Annotated in this window: 14 protein-coding genes; 5 read left to right on the top strand and 9 right to left on the bottom strand. The window is 70.1% G+C overall.

All coding sequences use genetic code 11. The features are described from left to right. The first annotated feature begins 105 nt into the window (after window positions 1-105). Window positions 106-2,634, top strand: a complete 2,529-nt coding sequence (locus AB8M46_RS30815) for a tetratricopeptide repeat protein (protein ID WP_394362487.1) — start codon at window positions 106-108, stop codon at window positions 2,632-2,634. A gap of 168 nt (window positions 2,635-2,802) precedes the next feature. Then, a complete protein-coding gene (locus AB8M46_RS30810; RefSeq protein ID WP_394362486.1) occupies window positions 2,803-3,387 on the top strand; it encodes a dihydrofolate reductase family protein in 585 nt (194 codons plus the stop codon). Between the two features lie 94 nt (window positions 3,388-3,481). On the opposite strand, the gene AB8M46_RS30805 is transcribed toward AB8M46_RS30810, so the two are convergent. The 3 genes from AB8M46_RS30805 to AB8M46_RS30795 are packed head-to-tail and all read right to left on the bottom strand — an operon-like array spanning window position 3,482 to window position 5,603. Next, a complete protein-coding gene (locus AB8M46_RS30805) occupies window positions 3,482-4,459 on the bottom strand; it encodes an RNA polymerase subunit sigma-70 (protein WP_394362485.1) in 978 nt (325 codons plus the stop codon). 5 nt (window positions 4,460-4,464) lie between these two features. Further along, window positions 4,465-4,875 carry a VOC family protein gene (locus AB8M46_RS30800; protein ID WP_394362484.1) on the bottom strand — a complete coding sequence of 137 codons (411 nt, stop codon included), beginning with the start codon at window positions 4,873-4,875 and terminating at the stop codon, window positions 4,465-4,467. A 38-nt stretch (window positions 4,876-4,913) separates the two neighbouring features. Then, window positions 4,914-5,603 carry a helix-turn-helix domain-containing protein gene (locus tag AB8M46_RS30795; RefSeq protein ID WP_394362483.1) on the bottom strand — a complete coding sequence of 230 codons (690 nt, stop codon included), beginning with the start codon at window positions 5,601-5,603 and terminating at the stop codon, window positions 4,914-4,916. Between the two features lie 210 nt (window positions 5,604-5,813). Here AB8M46_RS30795 and AB8M46_RS30790 point away from each other — a divergent pair, with 210 nt between their 5' ends. Next, on the top strand, window positions 5,814-6,635 hold the full coding sequence (locus AB8M46_RS30790) for a S1 family peptidase (RefSeq protein ID WP_394362482.1): 822 nt from the start codon (window positions 5,814-5,816) through the stop codon (window positions 6,633-6,635). A gap of 83 nt (window positions 6,636-6,718) precedes the next feature. Here AB8M46_RS30790 and AB8M46_RS30785 read toward each other — a convergent pair whose 3' ends face one another. Genes AB8M46_RS30785 through AB8M46_RS30770 form a run of 4 tightly spaced genes read right to left on the bottom strand, consistent with a single transcriptional unit; the run spans window position 6,719 to window position 10,448 of the window. Continuing rightward, the gene (locus AB8M46_RS30785) at window positions 6,719-7,645 is read right to left on the bottom strand and encodes a ribokinase (RefSeq protein WP_394362481.1); all 927 of its coding nucleotides are present in this window, start codon (window positions 7,643-7,645) and stop codon (window positions 6,719-6,721) included. Further along, on the bottom strand, window positions 7,642-8,676 hold the full coding sequence (locus AB8M46_RS30780) for a phosphotriesterase (protein WP_394362480.1): 1,035 nt from the start codon (window positions 8,674-8,676) through the stop codon (window positions 7,642-7,644). Before AB8M46_RS30780 ends, AB8M46_RS30785 begins: the two co-directional genes overlap by 4 nt. Then, window positions 8,669-9,664, bottom strand: a complete 996-nt coding sequence (locus AB8M46_RS30775; RefSeq protein WP_394362479.1) for a DMT family transporter — start codon at window positions 9,662-9,664, stop codon at window positions 8,669-8,671. Before AB8M46_RS30775 ends, AB8M46_RS30780 begins: the two co-directional genes overlap by 8 nt. A gap of 31 nt (window positions 9,665-9,695) precedes the next feature. Then, a complete protein-coding gene (locus AB8M46_RS30770) occupies window positions 9,696-10,448 on the bottom strand; it encodes a glutamine amidotransferase (RefSeq protein WP_394362478.1) in 753 nt (250 codons plus the stop codon). 111 nt (window positions 10,449-10,559) lie between these two features. On the opposite strand from AB8M46_RS30770, the gene AB8M46_RS30765 reads away from it, so the two are divergent. Next, complete coding sequence (locus AB8M46_RS30765) at window positions 10,560-11,549, top strand: LacI family DNA-binding transcriptional regulator (RefSeq protein ID WP_125735176.1); 990 nt, start codon at window positions 10,560-10,562, stop codon at window positions 11,547-11,549. Then, a complete protein-coding gene (locus AB8M46_RS30760) occupies window positions 11,546-12,604 on the top strand; it encodes a M20 family metallopeptidase (protein ID WP_394362477.1) in 1,059 nt (352 codons plus the stop codon). The genes AB8M46_RS30765 and AB8M46_RS30760 overlap by 4 nt, the downstream gene beginning before the upstream one ends. A gap of 9 nt (window positions 12,605-12,613) precedes the next feature. Here the strand turns inward: AB8M46_RS30760 and AB8M46_RS30755 are convergent, their stop codons facing one another. Continuing rightward, the gene (locus AB8M46_RS30755; protein WP_037345055.1) at window positions 12,614-12,847 is read right to left on the bottom strand and encodes a DUF6480 family protein; all 234 of its coding nucleotides are present in this window, start codon (window positions 12,845-12,847) and stop codon (window positions 12,614-12,616) included. A 62-nt stretch (window positions 12,848-12,909) separates the two neighbouring features. After that, window positions 12,910-13,845 carry a glycoside hydrolase family 43 protein gene (locus tag AB8M46_RS30750; protein WP_378421087.1) on the bottom strand — a complete coding sequence of 312 codons (936 nt, stop codon included), beginning with the start codon at window positions 13,843-13,845 and terminating at the stop codon, window positions 12,910-12,912. Window positions 13,846-13,956 lie beyond the last annotated feature (111 nt).

The raw sequence follows: 13,956 nt of genomic DNA, 5'->3' as shown, positions 1-13,956 counted from the left end.
CGAATGGAAGAGATCGCCGGCCATCGAGTTCGCCGATCCGGCCCATCGCCGTTGCTCCTCGACTAGGGTCGACCGGCATTCGGTTCGCGTGTCCAGGGGGTTCCCGTGACGGAGGAACAGCGCCCGAGTCCGGTCGGAGCTCGGTCGTACGACGAGCTCTCCCAGCGGCTGAGGCAGGCCTTGGCCTGGGCGGGGCTGACCCACCGGGAACTGCACCGGCGGGTGCGGCGCCTGCGCACGGCCCGCGGGACGGCCGACCTTCCCGCCTACAACACCGTCTATCGGTGCTTGCTGCCCGGGCGCAAACGGCTGGACGTCGAACTGGTCGTCGACATCGCGGCCGTGTTGCTCGGCATGGACGTCGCCGCGGAATGGCGGCAGGCGCACCGGGTGATCACCGGAGACGCCACCGAGGCGGCCGTGATCAGCGTGGCCGATCACCTTCCCGCCGGGACCGGCCGGTTCGTCGGCAGGCAAGCACAGCTGCGCCAGGTGCTGGAGGCCGAGCCGGAGGACGCCGGTGTGTGGGCGATCTCCGGAATGGCCGGGGTCGGCAAGACCCGGTTCGCCGTCGAGGTCGCGCGGCTCTGGGGCGAGCAGGGCCGGTTCGCCGACGTGCGGCTGGTGGTGAATCTGCGCGGCTTCGACGCGGATCGTCCGGCCGCCGACCCGGCCGCGGTGCTCGAAGGTTTCCTGCGCCGGCTCGGGGCGTCCGGCAGCGAGATCGGCTGTCTCACCCTCGCCGGCCGGAGCGCGCTGTTCCGGCGGCTGCTCGACGGACGGCGCGCGCTGATCCTGCTGGACAACGCGGCGTCGGTCGACCAGGTGCTGCCGTTGCTGCCCGCCGTTCCGTCCTGTCTGGTGCTGGTCACCAGCAGGCGCCGCCTGGTCGAGCTGACCGAGGCCCGGCACGTGGCACTCGACGTGTTCACACCGGAAGAATCGGTCGAGTTGCTCCGCGACGGGATCGGCGACGAACGTGTCGACGCGGAGCGGGGCGAAGCGGCCGACATCATCGAACTGGTCGGCCGGTTACCGCTGGCCCTCGCGCTGGTGACCCGGCGGCTGGCCGCCTCGGACGAGTGGACGATGGCCGACCATCGGGACCGCCTCGCCGATCTGCGGACCATGCTGCGGCTGGACGACGGGGTCGAAGTCGCGTTGCGCACGTCGTACGACGAGCTGGCCGAGCCGGACCGGGTATTGCTCGGCCTGCTCGCGATGTACCCGGGACGCGATTTCGACGACCACGCGGCGGCGGCGCTGGCCGGCGCCGGGATCGACGTCGTCCGGCGGCAACTCGACGATCTGGTGGCGGCCAACATGGTCACCGCCCGCGGGTCCCGGTTCGAACTGCACGACCTGGTCCGGGTGTTCGCCGAGAAACGCGTCCGGGAGAGCGTCCAGGCCCGCGTTCGCCGGGCCGCGGTGGGACGGCTGCTCGACTTCCAGCTGGCCACCACCCGCGCCGCGCTCGTCACGTGTTACCCGCATGAAGCGGAGCGGTGGCAGGACCTGCCCACCCCCGCGGCACAGGCCCTCGTGTTCGACGGGGCGGACGAGGCGATGGCCTGGCTGGACGCCGAACGGGTCAACCTGATCGTCGCGTCCGGCTGGGCGTTGAGCGAAGGACGTGACGAGCACGTGACGCGCCTCGCGTGCGTGATGACGAGCTATTTCGAGGCCCGCGTGCACGTGAGCGACGCGCTCGCCCTGTTCGGCGACGCCGCGCGGGTCGCCACCGGGGTCACCCGGGGGCACGTGCTGAACGGGCTCGCCATGACCCATTGGCAACGGGGGGACACCGCCGAATCACTCGCCGTCCTGCAGGAGGCGATCGAAGAGTTCGACGCCGCCGGTGAATCCGATTACGTCGTCAACCTCTCGGGGAACGTCGGCCTGTTGTTGGCCGGTCTCGGTGATTTCCGCGCCGCGCTGCCCTGTTTCCGGCGCGCCATGGAATTCGCCGTCGCGAAGAACAACGAGTCGTTCCGGGCACGGCAGTTGTGCAATATCGGCATCGCCGAAATGCGGCTGGGAAATCATTCCGCCGCGGTCGATCATCTTTCCCAGGCCCTCGACGCGACCAGGGCGAGCGGTGACCGCCTCTGTGAATGCCGCACGCTCGACGGTCTCGGCACCACGTTCTGGTATCTGGGAAAGGACGCCGACGCCTGGGCCTGTTACGAACAGGCGCTCGACGTGGCGAGGCAGACGCACAACCGGGCCGACGAGGGCAAGGTGCTCAACCACCTCGGTGTCCTGCTGGTCGCCGCGGGGCGGACCGACGAGGCGCTGGCGCATCACCGGCAGGCCATCGAGCTGGCCACGGAGCTCGGCAGCCGGGAAGGATTCCTGGCCGCGAGCACCGACATGGCGGCCACTCTGCTTTCCGCCGGGCGGGCAGGCGAAGCGGTGCGCTGCCTGCGGCAGGCGATCGAATCGGCGACCGCGGCGGACAGCCGCTACGAACTGGCCAGGGCCCAAAGCGGACTCGCCGACGCGTTGTTCGCCGACGGTGATCCGGTCGCCGCGCGGCGGCACCGGAAGACCGCGCACGCCGCGTTCACCGAGATGGGGGTGCCGGAGGCGGCCGAGGTCCGTGAGCGGGTCGCGGGTTCGGCCGTCCTTTGACGGCGGCCCAGGTGCCAAGTACCTGAAGGCCCCCTTCCTTGCGCCTACGTACAGGAAGGGGGCCTTCATGTACCTCAGCGGGTACAACGCGGCTCAGCGCGACCGGACCGATCAGTTTCCCGCACCGCGACCGTCTGTACGGGTGAGATCGACTCACTGGAGGCTGACGTGCGGAAACTGACCTTTGCCATGAACGTGACCCTGGACGGCTACATCGCCGCGCCCGGCGACGACCTCGGCTGGAGCGGAGGCGACGGACCGGATTCGTCACCGGGCGACGAGCTGTTCCAGTGGTGGTCCGACCGGGTCGCCGCGACGACCCTGGCGCTGTACGGGCGCAAGCTGTGGACCACGATGAGTTCCCACTGGCCGACCGCCGACCGGCAGCCCGGCGCCACCCCGGCGGTAATCGAGTACGCCCGCCGCTGGCGCGACATGCCGAAGGTGGTGTTCTCCTCGACGATCGACGCGGTCGACTGGAACACCCGACTGGTCACCGGCGACGCGGTCACCGAGATCACCCGGCTCAAGGCCGGGGACGGCGGCCCGATGGACATCGGCGGCGCGACCCTCGCCGGGGCGGCCATGCGGGCCGGGCTGATCGACGAGTACGTGCTGGTCACCGTGCCGGTCCTGGTCGGCGGCGGCACGCCGTTCTTCACCGCGCTGGACGGCTGGGTGAACCTGTCCTTGGCGGAGACCCGGACGTTTCCCGGCGGCGTGGTGCTGACCCGCTACGAGACTAGGCGCTGAGGGAACCTGGGTCGGGCCCGATGTGTCGCGAAAGCCACTTTCGCAACGTTGAAGGTTGCGAAAGTGGCTTTCGCGACACGACGGACCTGGACGATCACAGGGTCGGCGGCAGGCCCAGCCAGGGCTTGTCGGCGGCGTCGAAGCCGGTGAGCTCGGCGATCTTCCCGTCGGCGACGCGCAGGACCGCGATGGCGAACAGCCGGTGTTCCGGGTCTTCGGGGGTACGCAGGTACAGCGCGGCGGCCGGCATGCGGTTGACCGTCGTGGTGATACCGCGCCAGTCGTCGTGGCCGCGCCGGAAGAGCCCGCCGGAGACCCAGCCGTCCACCGCGTCCTTGGCCGTCGTGGTCGTGGTGCCCGCCTCGGGCAGCATCACGAAGCGCAGGTCTTCGCGCAGCAAGGCCGCCAGCCCGTCGAGGTCGTTGCGCTCATGAGCCTCGATGTACGCCTTCACCACGCCACGTTCGTCCTTCGACAGCTCCGCGCCCCGCCAGTCGAGACGGCGGCCGGGCAGCCGCCCGCGCATCGTCACGCGCGCCCGCTGCAAGGCGCTCGTCACCGACGCGACGGTCAGCTCGAGGACGTCGGCCGTCTTCGACGCCGGCCAGCCGAGGACGTCCCGCAGGACGAACACCGCCCGTTGCCGAGGCGGCAGGTGCTGGACGGCGACGATGAACGCCAGCTCGATCGTCTCCCGCGCCACCACCGATTCCTGCGGATCCTCGGGGAGCATCCGGTCGGGATACGGCTGCAGGTACAGCACCTCGGAGTCCTCCAAGGTGCGGTCCTTGCGCTTCTCCAGGAAATCGAGGCAGGCGTTCGTCGCGATCCGGTAGAGCCAGGTCCGCAGCGCGGCGTGGCCCTTGAACGACTCCCGCTTGTGCCACGCCCGCAGGAACGTCTCCTGCGTCAGGTCCTGGGCGTCCTCGTAGTTCGCGAGCATCCGGTAGCAGTGCACCTGCAGCTCACGCCGATGGCGCTCCGTGACGAGCGCGAACCGCGCGGGATCGCCGGAGCGGACCACCTCGAGGAACGTGGCCGCGTCCGTATCGAGCGGCCTGACATCGGTCATGGTCGTCAATTCTGCCCGTCGCCCGTGGCGGTCGGGTCGTAAGCCAGCAGTTCCCAGCTGTGGCCGTCCAGGTCGTCGATGGCCCGGTTGTACAGCCAGCCCATGTCCTGGGCCGCGCGCGGTTCGGTGGCGCCCGCGGCCAGTGCCGCCTCGACCAGACCGTCGACCTCTTCGCGCGACCCGGCGGCCAGCGCGTTGATCACCTCGATCGGACCGTCCGTCAGGGGTCGCTTGGTGAACGACGCGAACGTCTCGCGCGTCATCAGCTGCACCAGGATCGTGTCGGCGAGCGCCACCTGGACCGAGGTGTCACCGCTGAAATCCGGGTTCACCGTGCCGCCCATCGCCGTGTACATCTTCGTGCTCGCTTCGAGGTCGGCGACCGGCAGGTTGACGTAGATCTGCGTGATGGCCATGACTTGTCCTCCAGTAGGTCCGTGTGTCACCACGAAACCTACGGGTGCACCGCGACCTCGGTCTTGTACAGAAGCGACAGCACCTCGTCTTCGCTCGCGCGCTTGAGCTGGGTGGCCGTGCGTCCGGTGAACCGGGTCAGCGAGCGGGCCAGATGCGGCTGGTCGTGATAGCCGACCCGGTGCACGACCTCGATCGCGGTCATCCCCTGCCCCAGCAGCATCACGGCCTGCCTCGCCCGCTCGATCTGCCGGATCGCGCCCTGGGTCAGCCCGGTCGCCGCGGCCACCCGCCGCTGCACCGACCGCGGGGTGACCAAAGTGGGCACTTCGCCGCGGAGCACGTCGGTGACCAGTGGGTCGCGGATCAGCAATCCGGCACGGACCAGGCGATCGACGAAGACGTCGGCGTTGTCGTAGCCCGGGGTTTCCCACTCCTCGCCCTGCAGGACGAACGAACGGGCCGTGGTGTGCGAACTCGTCACGGCGGTGTCGACCAGTCCCGAAACCGGCATCGGCGCGAGGTACGCACCGTGGCGGAAGATGATCCCGAGCGTTTCGCCCTGTCCTTGGCCCAGATCCAGCACCGTGGGACCCGTCTCGGGGCCGCGCACCGCCACGTGCGTCTCGCCCCGGTCGCGCCACACCACGAGCTCCCAGTTCGAGTTCGCGACGGACCGCATCCGCGACGGCCCCGCGGCGGCTTGACCGGCACGGTAAATCCGCTCCACGTAGGGAGAATCGGACGGTCGCTGCTCGACGCCATCAAGGCTCACGAGCAAGAAGCTAGCACCGCGTTCCGAGCCACAGGTGGTACCAGCGCTACCGGCCGGCGTCACGCCGCCACCACCGCGCTTCGGGGGGCTGGCCAGATGGTCCCTGGCGCGACGGACGACGAAGCTGGACTTGATCGATCCGAAGTCCTCGAACAAAGGAAAAGCATGTCGAAGGTGGCGACCCTACGCCGCAACCTGGTCCGTGCCGCCGCTGTCACGCTGGCGGGAGTGTTCTGCGCGATCGCGGTGCCCGGCAGCGCCGGCGCCGTGGTGAACGGCAAGAACTCCACCGAGCGCTACGAATTCATGGCCTCGATCCCGGAGGTCGTGCCCGAAATGAACAACGCCAAGGGCGTCTGCGGGGCGGTGCTGGTGCATCCACAGTGGGTGGTGACCGCGGCACACTGCGTCGACCCGAACAACAACCCGGCCAGGCCGGAGGGCACCGTGCGCATCGGCAGCGAGCGGCGGACGTCCGGCGGTACGGTCCGCACGATCGACCGCTGGGTCCGCCACCCGGGCTACCAGCCGGGCGCGCCGAACAAGAACGACATCGCGCTGGTGCGCCTGGACCGTCCGGTCTCCGAACGGCCCATCCGCATCGCCGACCGTCCCGGCCGCCCCGGCACGCCGACCCGCTTGATGGGCTTCGGCACCACGGTCGACACCGCCGACTTGGAAAAGGTCGTGTTCCCCGAACGGCTCCAGCAACTCGACACCCGCATCGGCGCCGTGTCCGAATGCTCGCCCGGTTACGCGGACTCGACCCGGCTGTGCACGGTGAGCCGCAAGCGTGGCGCGATGGCGTGCATGGGCGACTCCGGCGGACCGCAGGTCCAGCGCGGCTGGGGTGGCCGCTGGGAGCTGATCGGCGTCACGTCCGGCCCCGGTGACGACGACGTGCCGTGCGCCAACGGTCCCGGTCTCTACACCAGCGTGCCCGCCTACGCCGGGTGGATCCACCGGACCATTCACGGGCAGCGCTGATCTTTCGTCGGGTCCGATGGTGGGCTGAAGGCTCCCTTCGCCGAGTCTTATGCGGCGAAGGGAGCCTTCAGCCCACTTACCCCTCAAGAGAATCCGGCGACCTCGGCCGAAGTCGGCAGAGAAGGATGCGCTCCGTGCCGCGTCACGACGACAGCGGCCACTTTCGCCGCGAAACCGCAAGCGGCCACCACGTCCGAGGTCGCCGGCTCACCGGGGATTTGCGCGAGCCGGGCGGCGAGCGCTCCGACGAACGAATCGCCCGCGGCGGTGGTGTCCACCGCCCGTACCGCGACGGCCGGGACGTGCGTGGACGACGACGCGTCGAGGACGGCACAGCCCGCGGCGCCCAGCGTCACGATCACCCACCGGCATCCCGCGGCGATCAGTTCGGCACCGCCGCGCCGCAAACCGTTGGCGTCGAAGGGATCCTGACCGGTGAGCTGCCGGAACTCGATTTCGTTCGCCACCACCACGTCGCTGAGCGGCAGCAGTTTCCCGGCCACGTCGTCGGCGGGCGCGGTGTTGAGCACGGTCAGCACGCCACGGGAGCGAGCGGCCGCGAAAGCGCGTTCCGTCGCTTCGGCCGCCGCCTCCAGCTGGCCCGCGACGACGCGAAGCCCCGGCAGTTCATCGATCGCCGCTTCGGCCGCGGCCGCCGGGATGTCGGCGTTCGCCCCGGACACGACGACGATCGAGTTGACGCCCTCCGCGTCGACGGTGATCGCCGCCCGCCCAGTGGGCAGCGCGGACCTGCGGACGTGGGTCACGTCGGCGCCCTCGGCGAGCAGGGCTGCCAGGTATTCGTCGCCGTCTTCGTCCTGACCGACACAGCCGATCACGGCCACTTCCGCGCCGAGCCGGGCGGCGGCGACCGCTTGGTTGCCGCCCTTCCCGCCCAGCTCCCGGCTCGCCGAAAAGCCCATCAGGGTCTCCCCCGGCTCCGGGATACGCGGCGCGTGGACGATGTGATCGACGTTGAGCGACGCGACCACCGCGATCGCGCGGGTCATGCGGTCAGCCATCGGGCCGGGACGTCTCGCATCAGCCGGGCCACGGCTTCGGCGGGCACGCCTTCGGCTTCGAGCAGGTCGGCGAAGATCGTCGGCACGAACACGAGCCCGTTCCCGCCGTTGTGCGTCCACATCTGCTTCAGGAACAGGTCGTGCGACAGCATGATCTGGTCACCGAAGCCCTCGTGCACCCACCTCGCCACGGCGCGAGCGGTCTGGGAAACCGTCGGGGCGACACCTTCGCCGGGGAACGAGATGTCGAGGCCGATCATGTCGAACTCCAGCAGCACACCGCGTTCGAGCAGCTCGCGTTGATATCCCGGGTCCTCACCGGACGGATCGCTGTGCGCCAGCGCGACTTTGCCCGGCAGCGCACCGCATTCTTCCAGTACGAGGTCGAGTACCTCGTGCCCGCGACGCTGCCAGCCCGGCATGTGGATGTTCAGCCCCACGGAGGGCCGCTCCGCCTGCGCGAGCGCCGCCGCCCGCAGGGAAGCCCGCTCCCCGTCGGTGAAGAACGGCGAAACACCGACCTCGCCGATGACACCGGCCCGGATCCCCGTCTCGCCGACTCCCTCGTCCAGCTCGGCGAGGATGCGCTCGGTCTGCGCGTCGACGGTGACCGCGGTGATGCGCTCCCCCTCGAACTTCTCCAGGTACGCACCGGTGCCCATGACGATGGTGACCCCGGTGGCCTCGGCCACCGCCGCCAGGGCGAGCGGATCCCGGCCGATCGCGGCGCTGCCCGTCGCGTCGACCAGCGTGCCGCCGCCCGCCGCGGCGAACGCGGTCACCTCGCGCACGACGCTCACCCGGTCCTTCGCCGCCACGTTGTCGGCGCAGCAGTAGGGATCCTGGCGGAGCAGGAACTGCCATCCCGGCCCCACTTCCGCCTCGGCGAGCGGCCGTGTGGAGGCGTACGAGGGTTCGGCGACCGCGGAGGACAGGTCGTTGAAGAGGTGCTCGTGTGGCAGCACCAGCCCGAGCTCCGCCGCGTCGACCGGTCCGAGAACGCCGCGCACCTCAGCCACGACGCACCTCGGCGGGCTGGGCGAGGACCGCCGGTTCGGCCGTGTGCCGGGACGGGATCATCGCGATCGCCGCGGCCGCCAAGGCCACGAACGCGCCGATGACGGTGACCAGGTGGAGGCTGGACCCCGCCGCGGGGGCGACGAGTTCGAGCAGCAGCGAGCCGATGAGTTGACCGGCCGTGGAGGCCAGCCCCAGCAGCAAAAGCCCGAGACCGCGCACCAGCAAGGCCATCAACGCGATCGACAGGAGGCCGAGAGGCCCGCCGAAGTACATCCACCAGGTGCCAGGCAACGCGAAGTGCGCGCCCGAGACCGCCATCCGCACCACGTACACGAGACCGAGTGCCACGAAGCCGATGAGGAAGTTCCAGGTGATGGAAGCGAACATCGAGCCGGACAGCAGGCCGACCTCGGAGTTGCCGGCGGGCTGCCAGCCGGCGAGCAGACCACCGACGAACGGCATGATCGCCAGCGCGATCATGTGCGGGGCAGACCAGTTCGGGGAAACCACCAGCACGGTGGCGCAGATGGCGAGGATCGCCCCCGCCACGCGCGGCGCGCTCATCGCCTGCTTGAACGGCACGCCGATGCCGAGGCGGTCGCACACCACGCCGGAGATGACCATGCCGGAGATCAGCGAGGTCTGGAAGATCGCCACCCCGAGGAAACCGACCGTGACCCCCTCGGAGAGCACGATCACCGCGCCGCACAGACCGGCGAAGAAGTTCCATCGCGGGATCTCCCCGCGCACCAGCTGACCGGGCAGCCGGAAGAACGCGTCGCGCGTCCGGGTGCGCGCCAGCACGATGATCAGCATCAGCACCAGGCCGGTGCCGAAGGACACCAGCGCGGCGGCGTGCCCATCGGCGAGCGCGGTACCGAGGTGTCCGTTGACGAGCGACTGCAACGGGCCGAGCATTCCGGCGAAGACGGTCGCGATCGTCAAGACGACGACCGAAGCCGCGCGGCCGGTGGGTGACGTACTCATCGAATCCTCCTTGATCCCGAGTGCGCGCGGCTCAGTTTTCGCGACCGGCGAGCCAGGTCGTCGCCTGCGCGAAGAGCTTGCCGTAGCCGTCCCAGCTCATGAACTCCTCGGGAGCCCAGTGCGGGGAGATGTCCGAGGTGAACGCGAGGGTGCGGCCGCGGCCGACCCGGCGCGCGGCCAGCATGACGTCGCCCTCGACGGTGGCGAGCAGCTCCGCGTCCGGCTTCAGCGTGGTGTGCTGGTAGCCCAGCAGGATCGGCCACTCCTGGTCGAGACCGGAGACCACCGGGTGCCCGGGCTGGACGACCTGGGCACGCACGCCCTCCGGCGTCTCGACGCGGTCGTCGTACGGGTAGATGTCGACCGGCAGGATCTCCTCGATCGGCGTCCGGTGGTAGTTGGCCTTGCCCTCGAAGCCCTGGAAGCTCAGGTAACCGCCGGCCATCATCAGGCCGCCGCCGTTCGTGACCCAGTCGCGCAGCAGTTTGAGCCGGTTGGGCGTCGGACGGCCGCGGGTGAACGTGTCCGGATGCAGCAGCAGCGTGTTGGAGCCGATGTCGGAGAGCAGGACGACGTCGTAGGTGTCCAGTTCCTCCAGCGTCTGCGGGAATTTCTCGGCCACGTCGTGCGAACGCAGGTGAGTCACCTCGACCCCTTCCGCCGCCAGCGCCGCCAGCAGCCGCTCGCACCCGATCTCCACCTGGGTGTGCGCGAACGGGTCGTATCCCTTGTGATCGATGGTCGCACTGACCCACGACTCCCCGGCTAGCAGGACCTTGACCATCGACGACTCCTTCGAGCGAAAAGCCTTAGCGTAATTTGCGCAACGTAGCGCAACGCGGCCAATATAAGATGCGTTCGCAGTCGCCGTCAACGCTCAACGGGGAGGAGCCGGATGTCGCTGGCGAAGGTGGCCCGAGAGGCCGGAGTGGCCGTGTCGACGGTGTCGAGGTACGTCAAGGGGGAGCTCAACGTCGCCTCCGAGACGGCCCGGCGCATCGACGCCGCGCTGGCGGCCGAAGGGCATCCGCCCGTACGGAAACAGGTGACCGGCCTCAGCCTCGGTTTGGTGGTCCCGTCGCTGGACAACCCGTACTTCTCCACGCTGGCGGACGCGGTGGTCGACGCCGCCGCGACGGACGGCGTCGACGTGCTCACCGCGCTCACCGGATCCTCGCCGTCACGGGAGCGAGCCGCCGTCGAGCGCCTGATGCGGGTGCCGGACGTGGGCGGGCTGATCTACCTGGGGATGAACACCACCAACGAAGCATTCACGAGCCGCTTGGCAGGCGATTTCCCGGTGGTCTTCCTCGACGAGTACGTCGAAGCGGCCGGTCCGCGGATCGCGCATGTCACCGCGAACAGTTTCGGCGGCGCCTACCAGGCGACCACCCACCTGCTCTCCCAGGGCCACCGGCGGATCGCCCATGTCGGCGGGCCCGCCGGGCTGCGCACGGCCGACCAGCGCGAGGCGGGCTACCGGGCCGCGCTGAAGTCGCACGGGATCGAGGCGGACGAAGCGATGATCGTGCGCGGCGCGTTCAGCTCGGCGTTCGGCATGAACTTCTTCGCGCATATGGCGCGGACCGGTGCGGCGCCGACGGCCGTGTTCACCGCCAGCGACATCGCCGCGGTCGGCCTGCTCGAAGCCGCCCGCCGCGCCGGGGTGTCGGTGCCGGAAGACCTTTCGGTGATCGGCTGTGACGGGATCACGCTCGGCGAATGGACGTCGCCGCGGCTGACCACCGTCGCGCAGCCGACGGAGCAGATGGCCCGCAAGGCGGTCGACGAGATCACCCGTCTCGCGGCCGGCCGCGACCCGGCCGACCACGTGCTCTCCATGCGGCTCGTCGTCCGCGAATCGACTCAGGAGTACCCCGCATGACCGACGAAACCCTCGCGTTGCTGCGCGATCTGGTGCGCCAGGACACCACTTCCGGCGACAGCGCCGCACAGGCCGCCGCGCAGGAACTGGCCGTCGCCTATGCCACCGCCACTCCGGGCGTACGCGTGTTGCGACGCTCCACCGCCGGGCGGCCGTGGGTACTGGTCGGCACCGGATCCGGCGACGGGCCGTTGTTCGTGTGCCATGTCGACACCGTTCCCGTCGGCTCCCCCGCGCTGTGGGACCGCGCCCCGTTCTCCGCGGACATCGACGACGAATACCTGCACGGCCGCGGCAGCGTCGACATGAAGGGCGGGCTGGTCGCCGCCTTGGCCGCGTTGCGCAACGCCGCGGAAGCCGGTGCGCACGCGCAGGTCCTCATCACCAGCGACGAAGAGATCGGCTGCCGGGGCGCGACCGAGGCCTCGGCGTCGCTGGAGCTGACGCCGCGGATCGTCGTGGTGCCGGAAGCGACCCGGAACCGCGTCTCGCTCGGCCACCGCGGCGCCACCTGGCTGCGGCTCGCCGCGGAGGGGAAGGCGGCCCACGGCTCCACGCCGCAACTGGGCCGCAACGCGATCCGGCTGCTCGCCGACCGGGCCCTCGGCGCACTCGATTCCCTCCCGTTGGCCGCCGACGACTACCTGGGCGAGGAAACCGTCAACGTCGGCACCTTCGAAGGCGGGACCGCGACGAACATCGTGCCCGCGTCGGCGGTTCTGACGCTGGATGTGCGCACTGTGGACGGTGGAGCGCCGTCGATCGCTTGGGCTTCCGCGCTCGATCCGGCCATCACCGCGGAGGTGGATCTCGACCTGCCCGCCGTCCGGACGGCGCGGCTGCCCGAGCTTCTCTCCGGCCAGACGCCCGCGCCCGCGGCCAGTTATTTCACGGACGCCTCGGCTTTGGCCGGGTCGGTGGGCGGCGCGCCGATCGTGATCTGGGGCCCGGGCGATCCCGGGGAGATGCACGCGGCGAACGAGAAGCTGGATCTGGAGTCGTGGCGGCGGGCTTCGCGCGACTATCTCGAGCTGGTCTTGGCCGCCGCGCGCTGATAGCGGCCGTCAGCCGAGCTTGAGCCACCCCAGCGCCAACGCCACGACGAACCCGCTCGCCAAGACGACGATCACGCCGATGAGGATCAGCCACGCGACAGGCATCGCCTTGGACGGCATCGGTTGCGGATGCGAGAGTCCGGACGTCTGAGCGGAGTCGGGCGGTGTGTCACCCGGCCGGACGCCACCACCTGGTTCGCGGCGGGTCTTCTCGGGTTCCGGGTCGGGCGGCTGGGCTGTCATCGCCGGTGCTCCTTCGGTCGGTCTTCCCCATCGGATACCCGAACGACGGCGACGAAACCCTGTCAGCCGAGTTGGGGTACGTCGCCCGGGAAGCCGATGGGCAGCTGGTACATCCCGCGGGCGGTGCGGCCGCCCCCGAGCCAGCCGTGGAAGTGGATGTATCCGTCGACGACGTCGGCGCCTCCCGGCGCGTCGACCTTGCCGCCGAGCAGATCGGTGGACAGGAACGGCGTGCCCGCCTTCACGAACGGCCCGCTCAACGAGGGCGCGGAGGCATATCCCGTGTGGTAGCCGGAACTCTGGAACGTGTCGGCGGAGTAGAACAGCAGGTACCGGCTCGGCGTTTTCACCACCGCCGGTGCCTCGACCACCGCGTTCTCCGACGCGAGGTCGGCGCGCAGGAGTTCGATCCGCGGGCCGTCGGGTGTCCGTCCGTCGGCGCGCAGTTTCTGGGACCAGATCGCGGCCGGAGGTCCGACCGCCGCGCCGTCGCTCTTGTAGAGCAGATATCGCGAGCCGTCCGAGTCCACGAAGGTCTGCGGGTCGATGTCGCCGCCGTCGCCGGGGACACAGATCAGCGGCCCGTCTCCGGCGGGTGTGTACGGCCCTTCGGCCTTCGCGGCGGTCGCGACGCCGATGCACATCTCCCCACCGGGAGCCACCGCCGCGGAGAAGTAGAGCACGAACGTTCCGTCGGAAAGGCGGGCCACGTCGGGAGCCCAGAACCCGCCGTCGGGTTTCGCCCACTTCGGCACGGCCGCGAGAGCGTCACCCGCCACCCGCCAGGGCCCCTCCGCCGCCGGGGCGTGCGCGTAAGGCACTTTCACCGCACCAGTGCTCGTGGAGAAGGCGAAGAAGCCGGAGTCGGTCTTGACGATGTCGGGGTCCGGGAAATCCTGCCCGATGAGCAGCTTCGGGGTGCCGATCGCGAAGGCGGGCGGCGAGGAGACGAGTGTCAGGGCCACGGCGAGGATCACGAGCCGGCGCAGGAACTTCATGACCGATTCTGTGGACGGGACGACGCGGTCGGCAGCGTAACGCGGGCCTTGCCACCGGGAAGCGTGGATTTGGCCGTTCACCCGGTCCTGCGGGATTCAACCGCGCGACTT

The sequence above is a fragment of the Amycolatopsis sp. SB7-3 genome, assembly GCF_041021335.1.
Lineage (GTDB): Bacteria > Actinomycetota > Actinomycetes > Mycobacteriales > Pseudonocardiaceae > Amycolatopsis > Amycolatopsis japonica.
The sequence above is the reverse complement of the archived record's forward strand: the minus strand, read 5'-3'. Positions and strand labels throughout refer to the sequence as shown.

Bases quoted from the DNA above. Each gene is read 5' to 3' on its own strand.
- AB8M46_RS30805 (WP_394362485.1), bottom strand. From the start codon at position 4,459: ATGACCGATGTCAGGCCGCTCGATACGGACGCGGCCACGTTCCTCGAG.
- AB8M46_RS30800 (WP_394362484.1), bottom strand. From the start codon at position 4,875: ATGGCCATCACGCAGATCTACGTCAACCTGCCGGTCGCCGACCTCGAA.
- AB8M46_RS30790 (WP_394362482.1), top strand. From the start codon at position 5,814: ATGTCGAAGGTGGCGACCCTACGCCGCAACCTGGTCCGTGCCGCCGCT.
- AB8M46_RS30785 (WP_394362481.1), bottom strand. From the start codon at position 7,645: ATGACCCGCGCGATCGCGGTGGTCGCGTCGCTCAACGTCGATCACATC.
- AB8M46_RS30775 (WP_394362479.1), bottom strand. From the start codon at position 9,664: ATGAGTACGTCACCCACCGGCCGCGCGGCTTCGGTCGTCGTCTTGACG.
- AB8M46_RS30770 (WP_394362478.1), bottom strand. From the start codon at position 10,448: ATGGTCAAGGTCCTGCTAGCCGGGGAGTCGTGGGTCAGTGCGACCATC.
- AB8M46_RS30765 (WP_125735176.1), top strand. From the start codon at position 10,560: ATGTCGCTGGCGAAGGTGGCCCGAGAGGCCGGAGTGGCCGTGTCGACG.
- AB8M46_RS30760 (WP_394362477.1), top strand. From the start codon at position 11,546: ATGACCGACGAAACCCTCGCGTTGCTGCGCGATCTGGTGCGCCAGGAC.
- AB8M46_RS30755 (WP_037345055.1), bottom strand. From the start codon at position 12,847: ATGACAGCCCAGCCGCCCGACCCGGAACCCGAGAAGACCCGCCGCGAA.
- AB8M46_RS30750 (WP_378421087.1), bottom strand. From the start codon at position 13,845: ATGAAGTTCCTGCGCCGGCTCGTGATCCTCGCCGTGGCCCTGACACTC.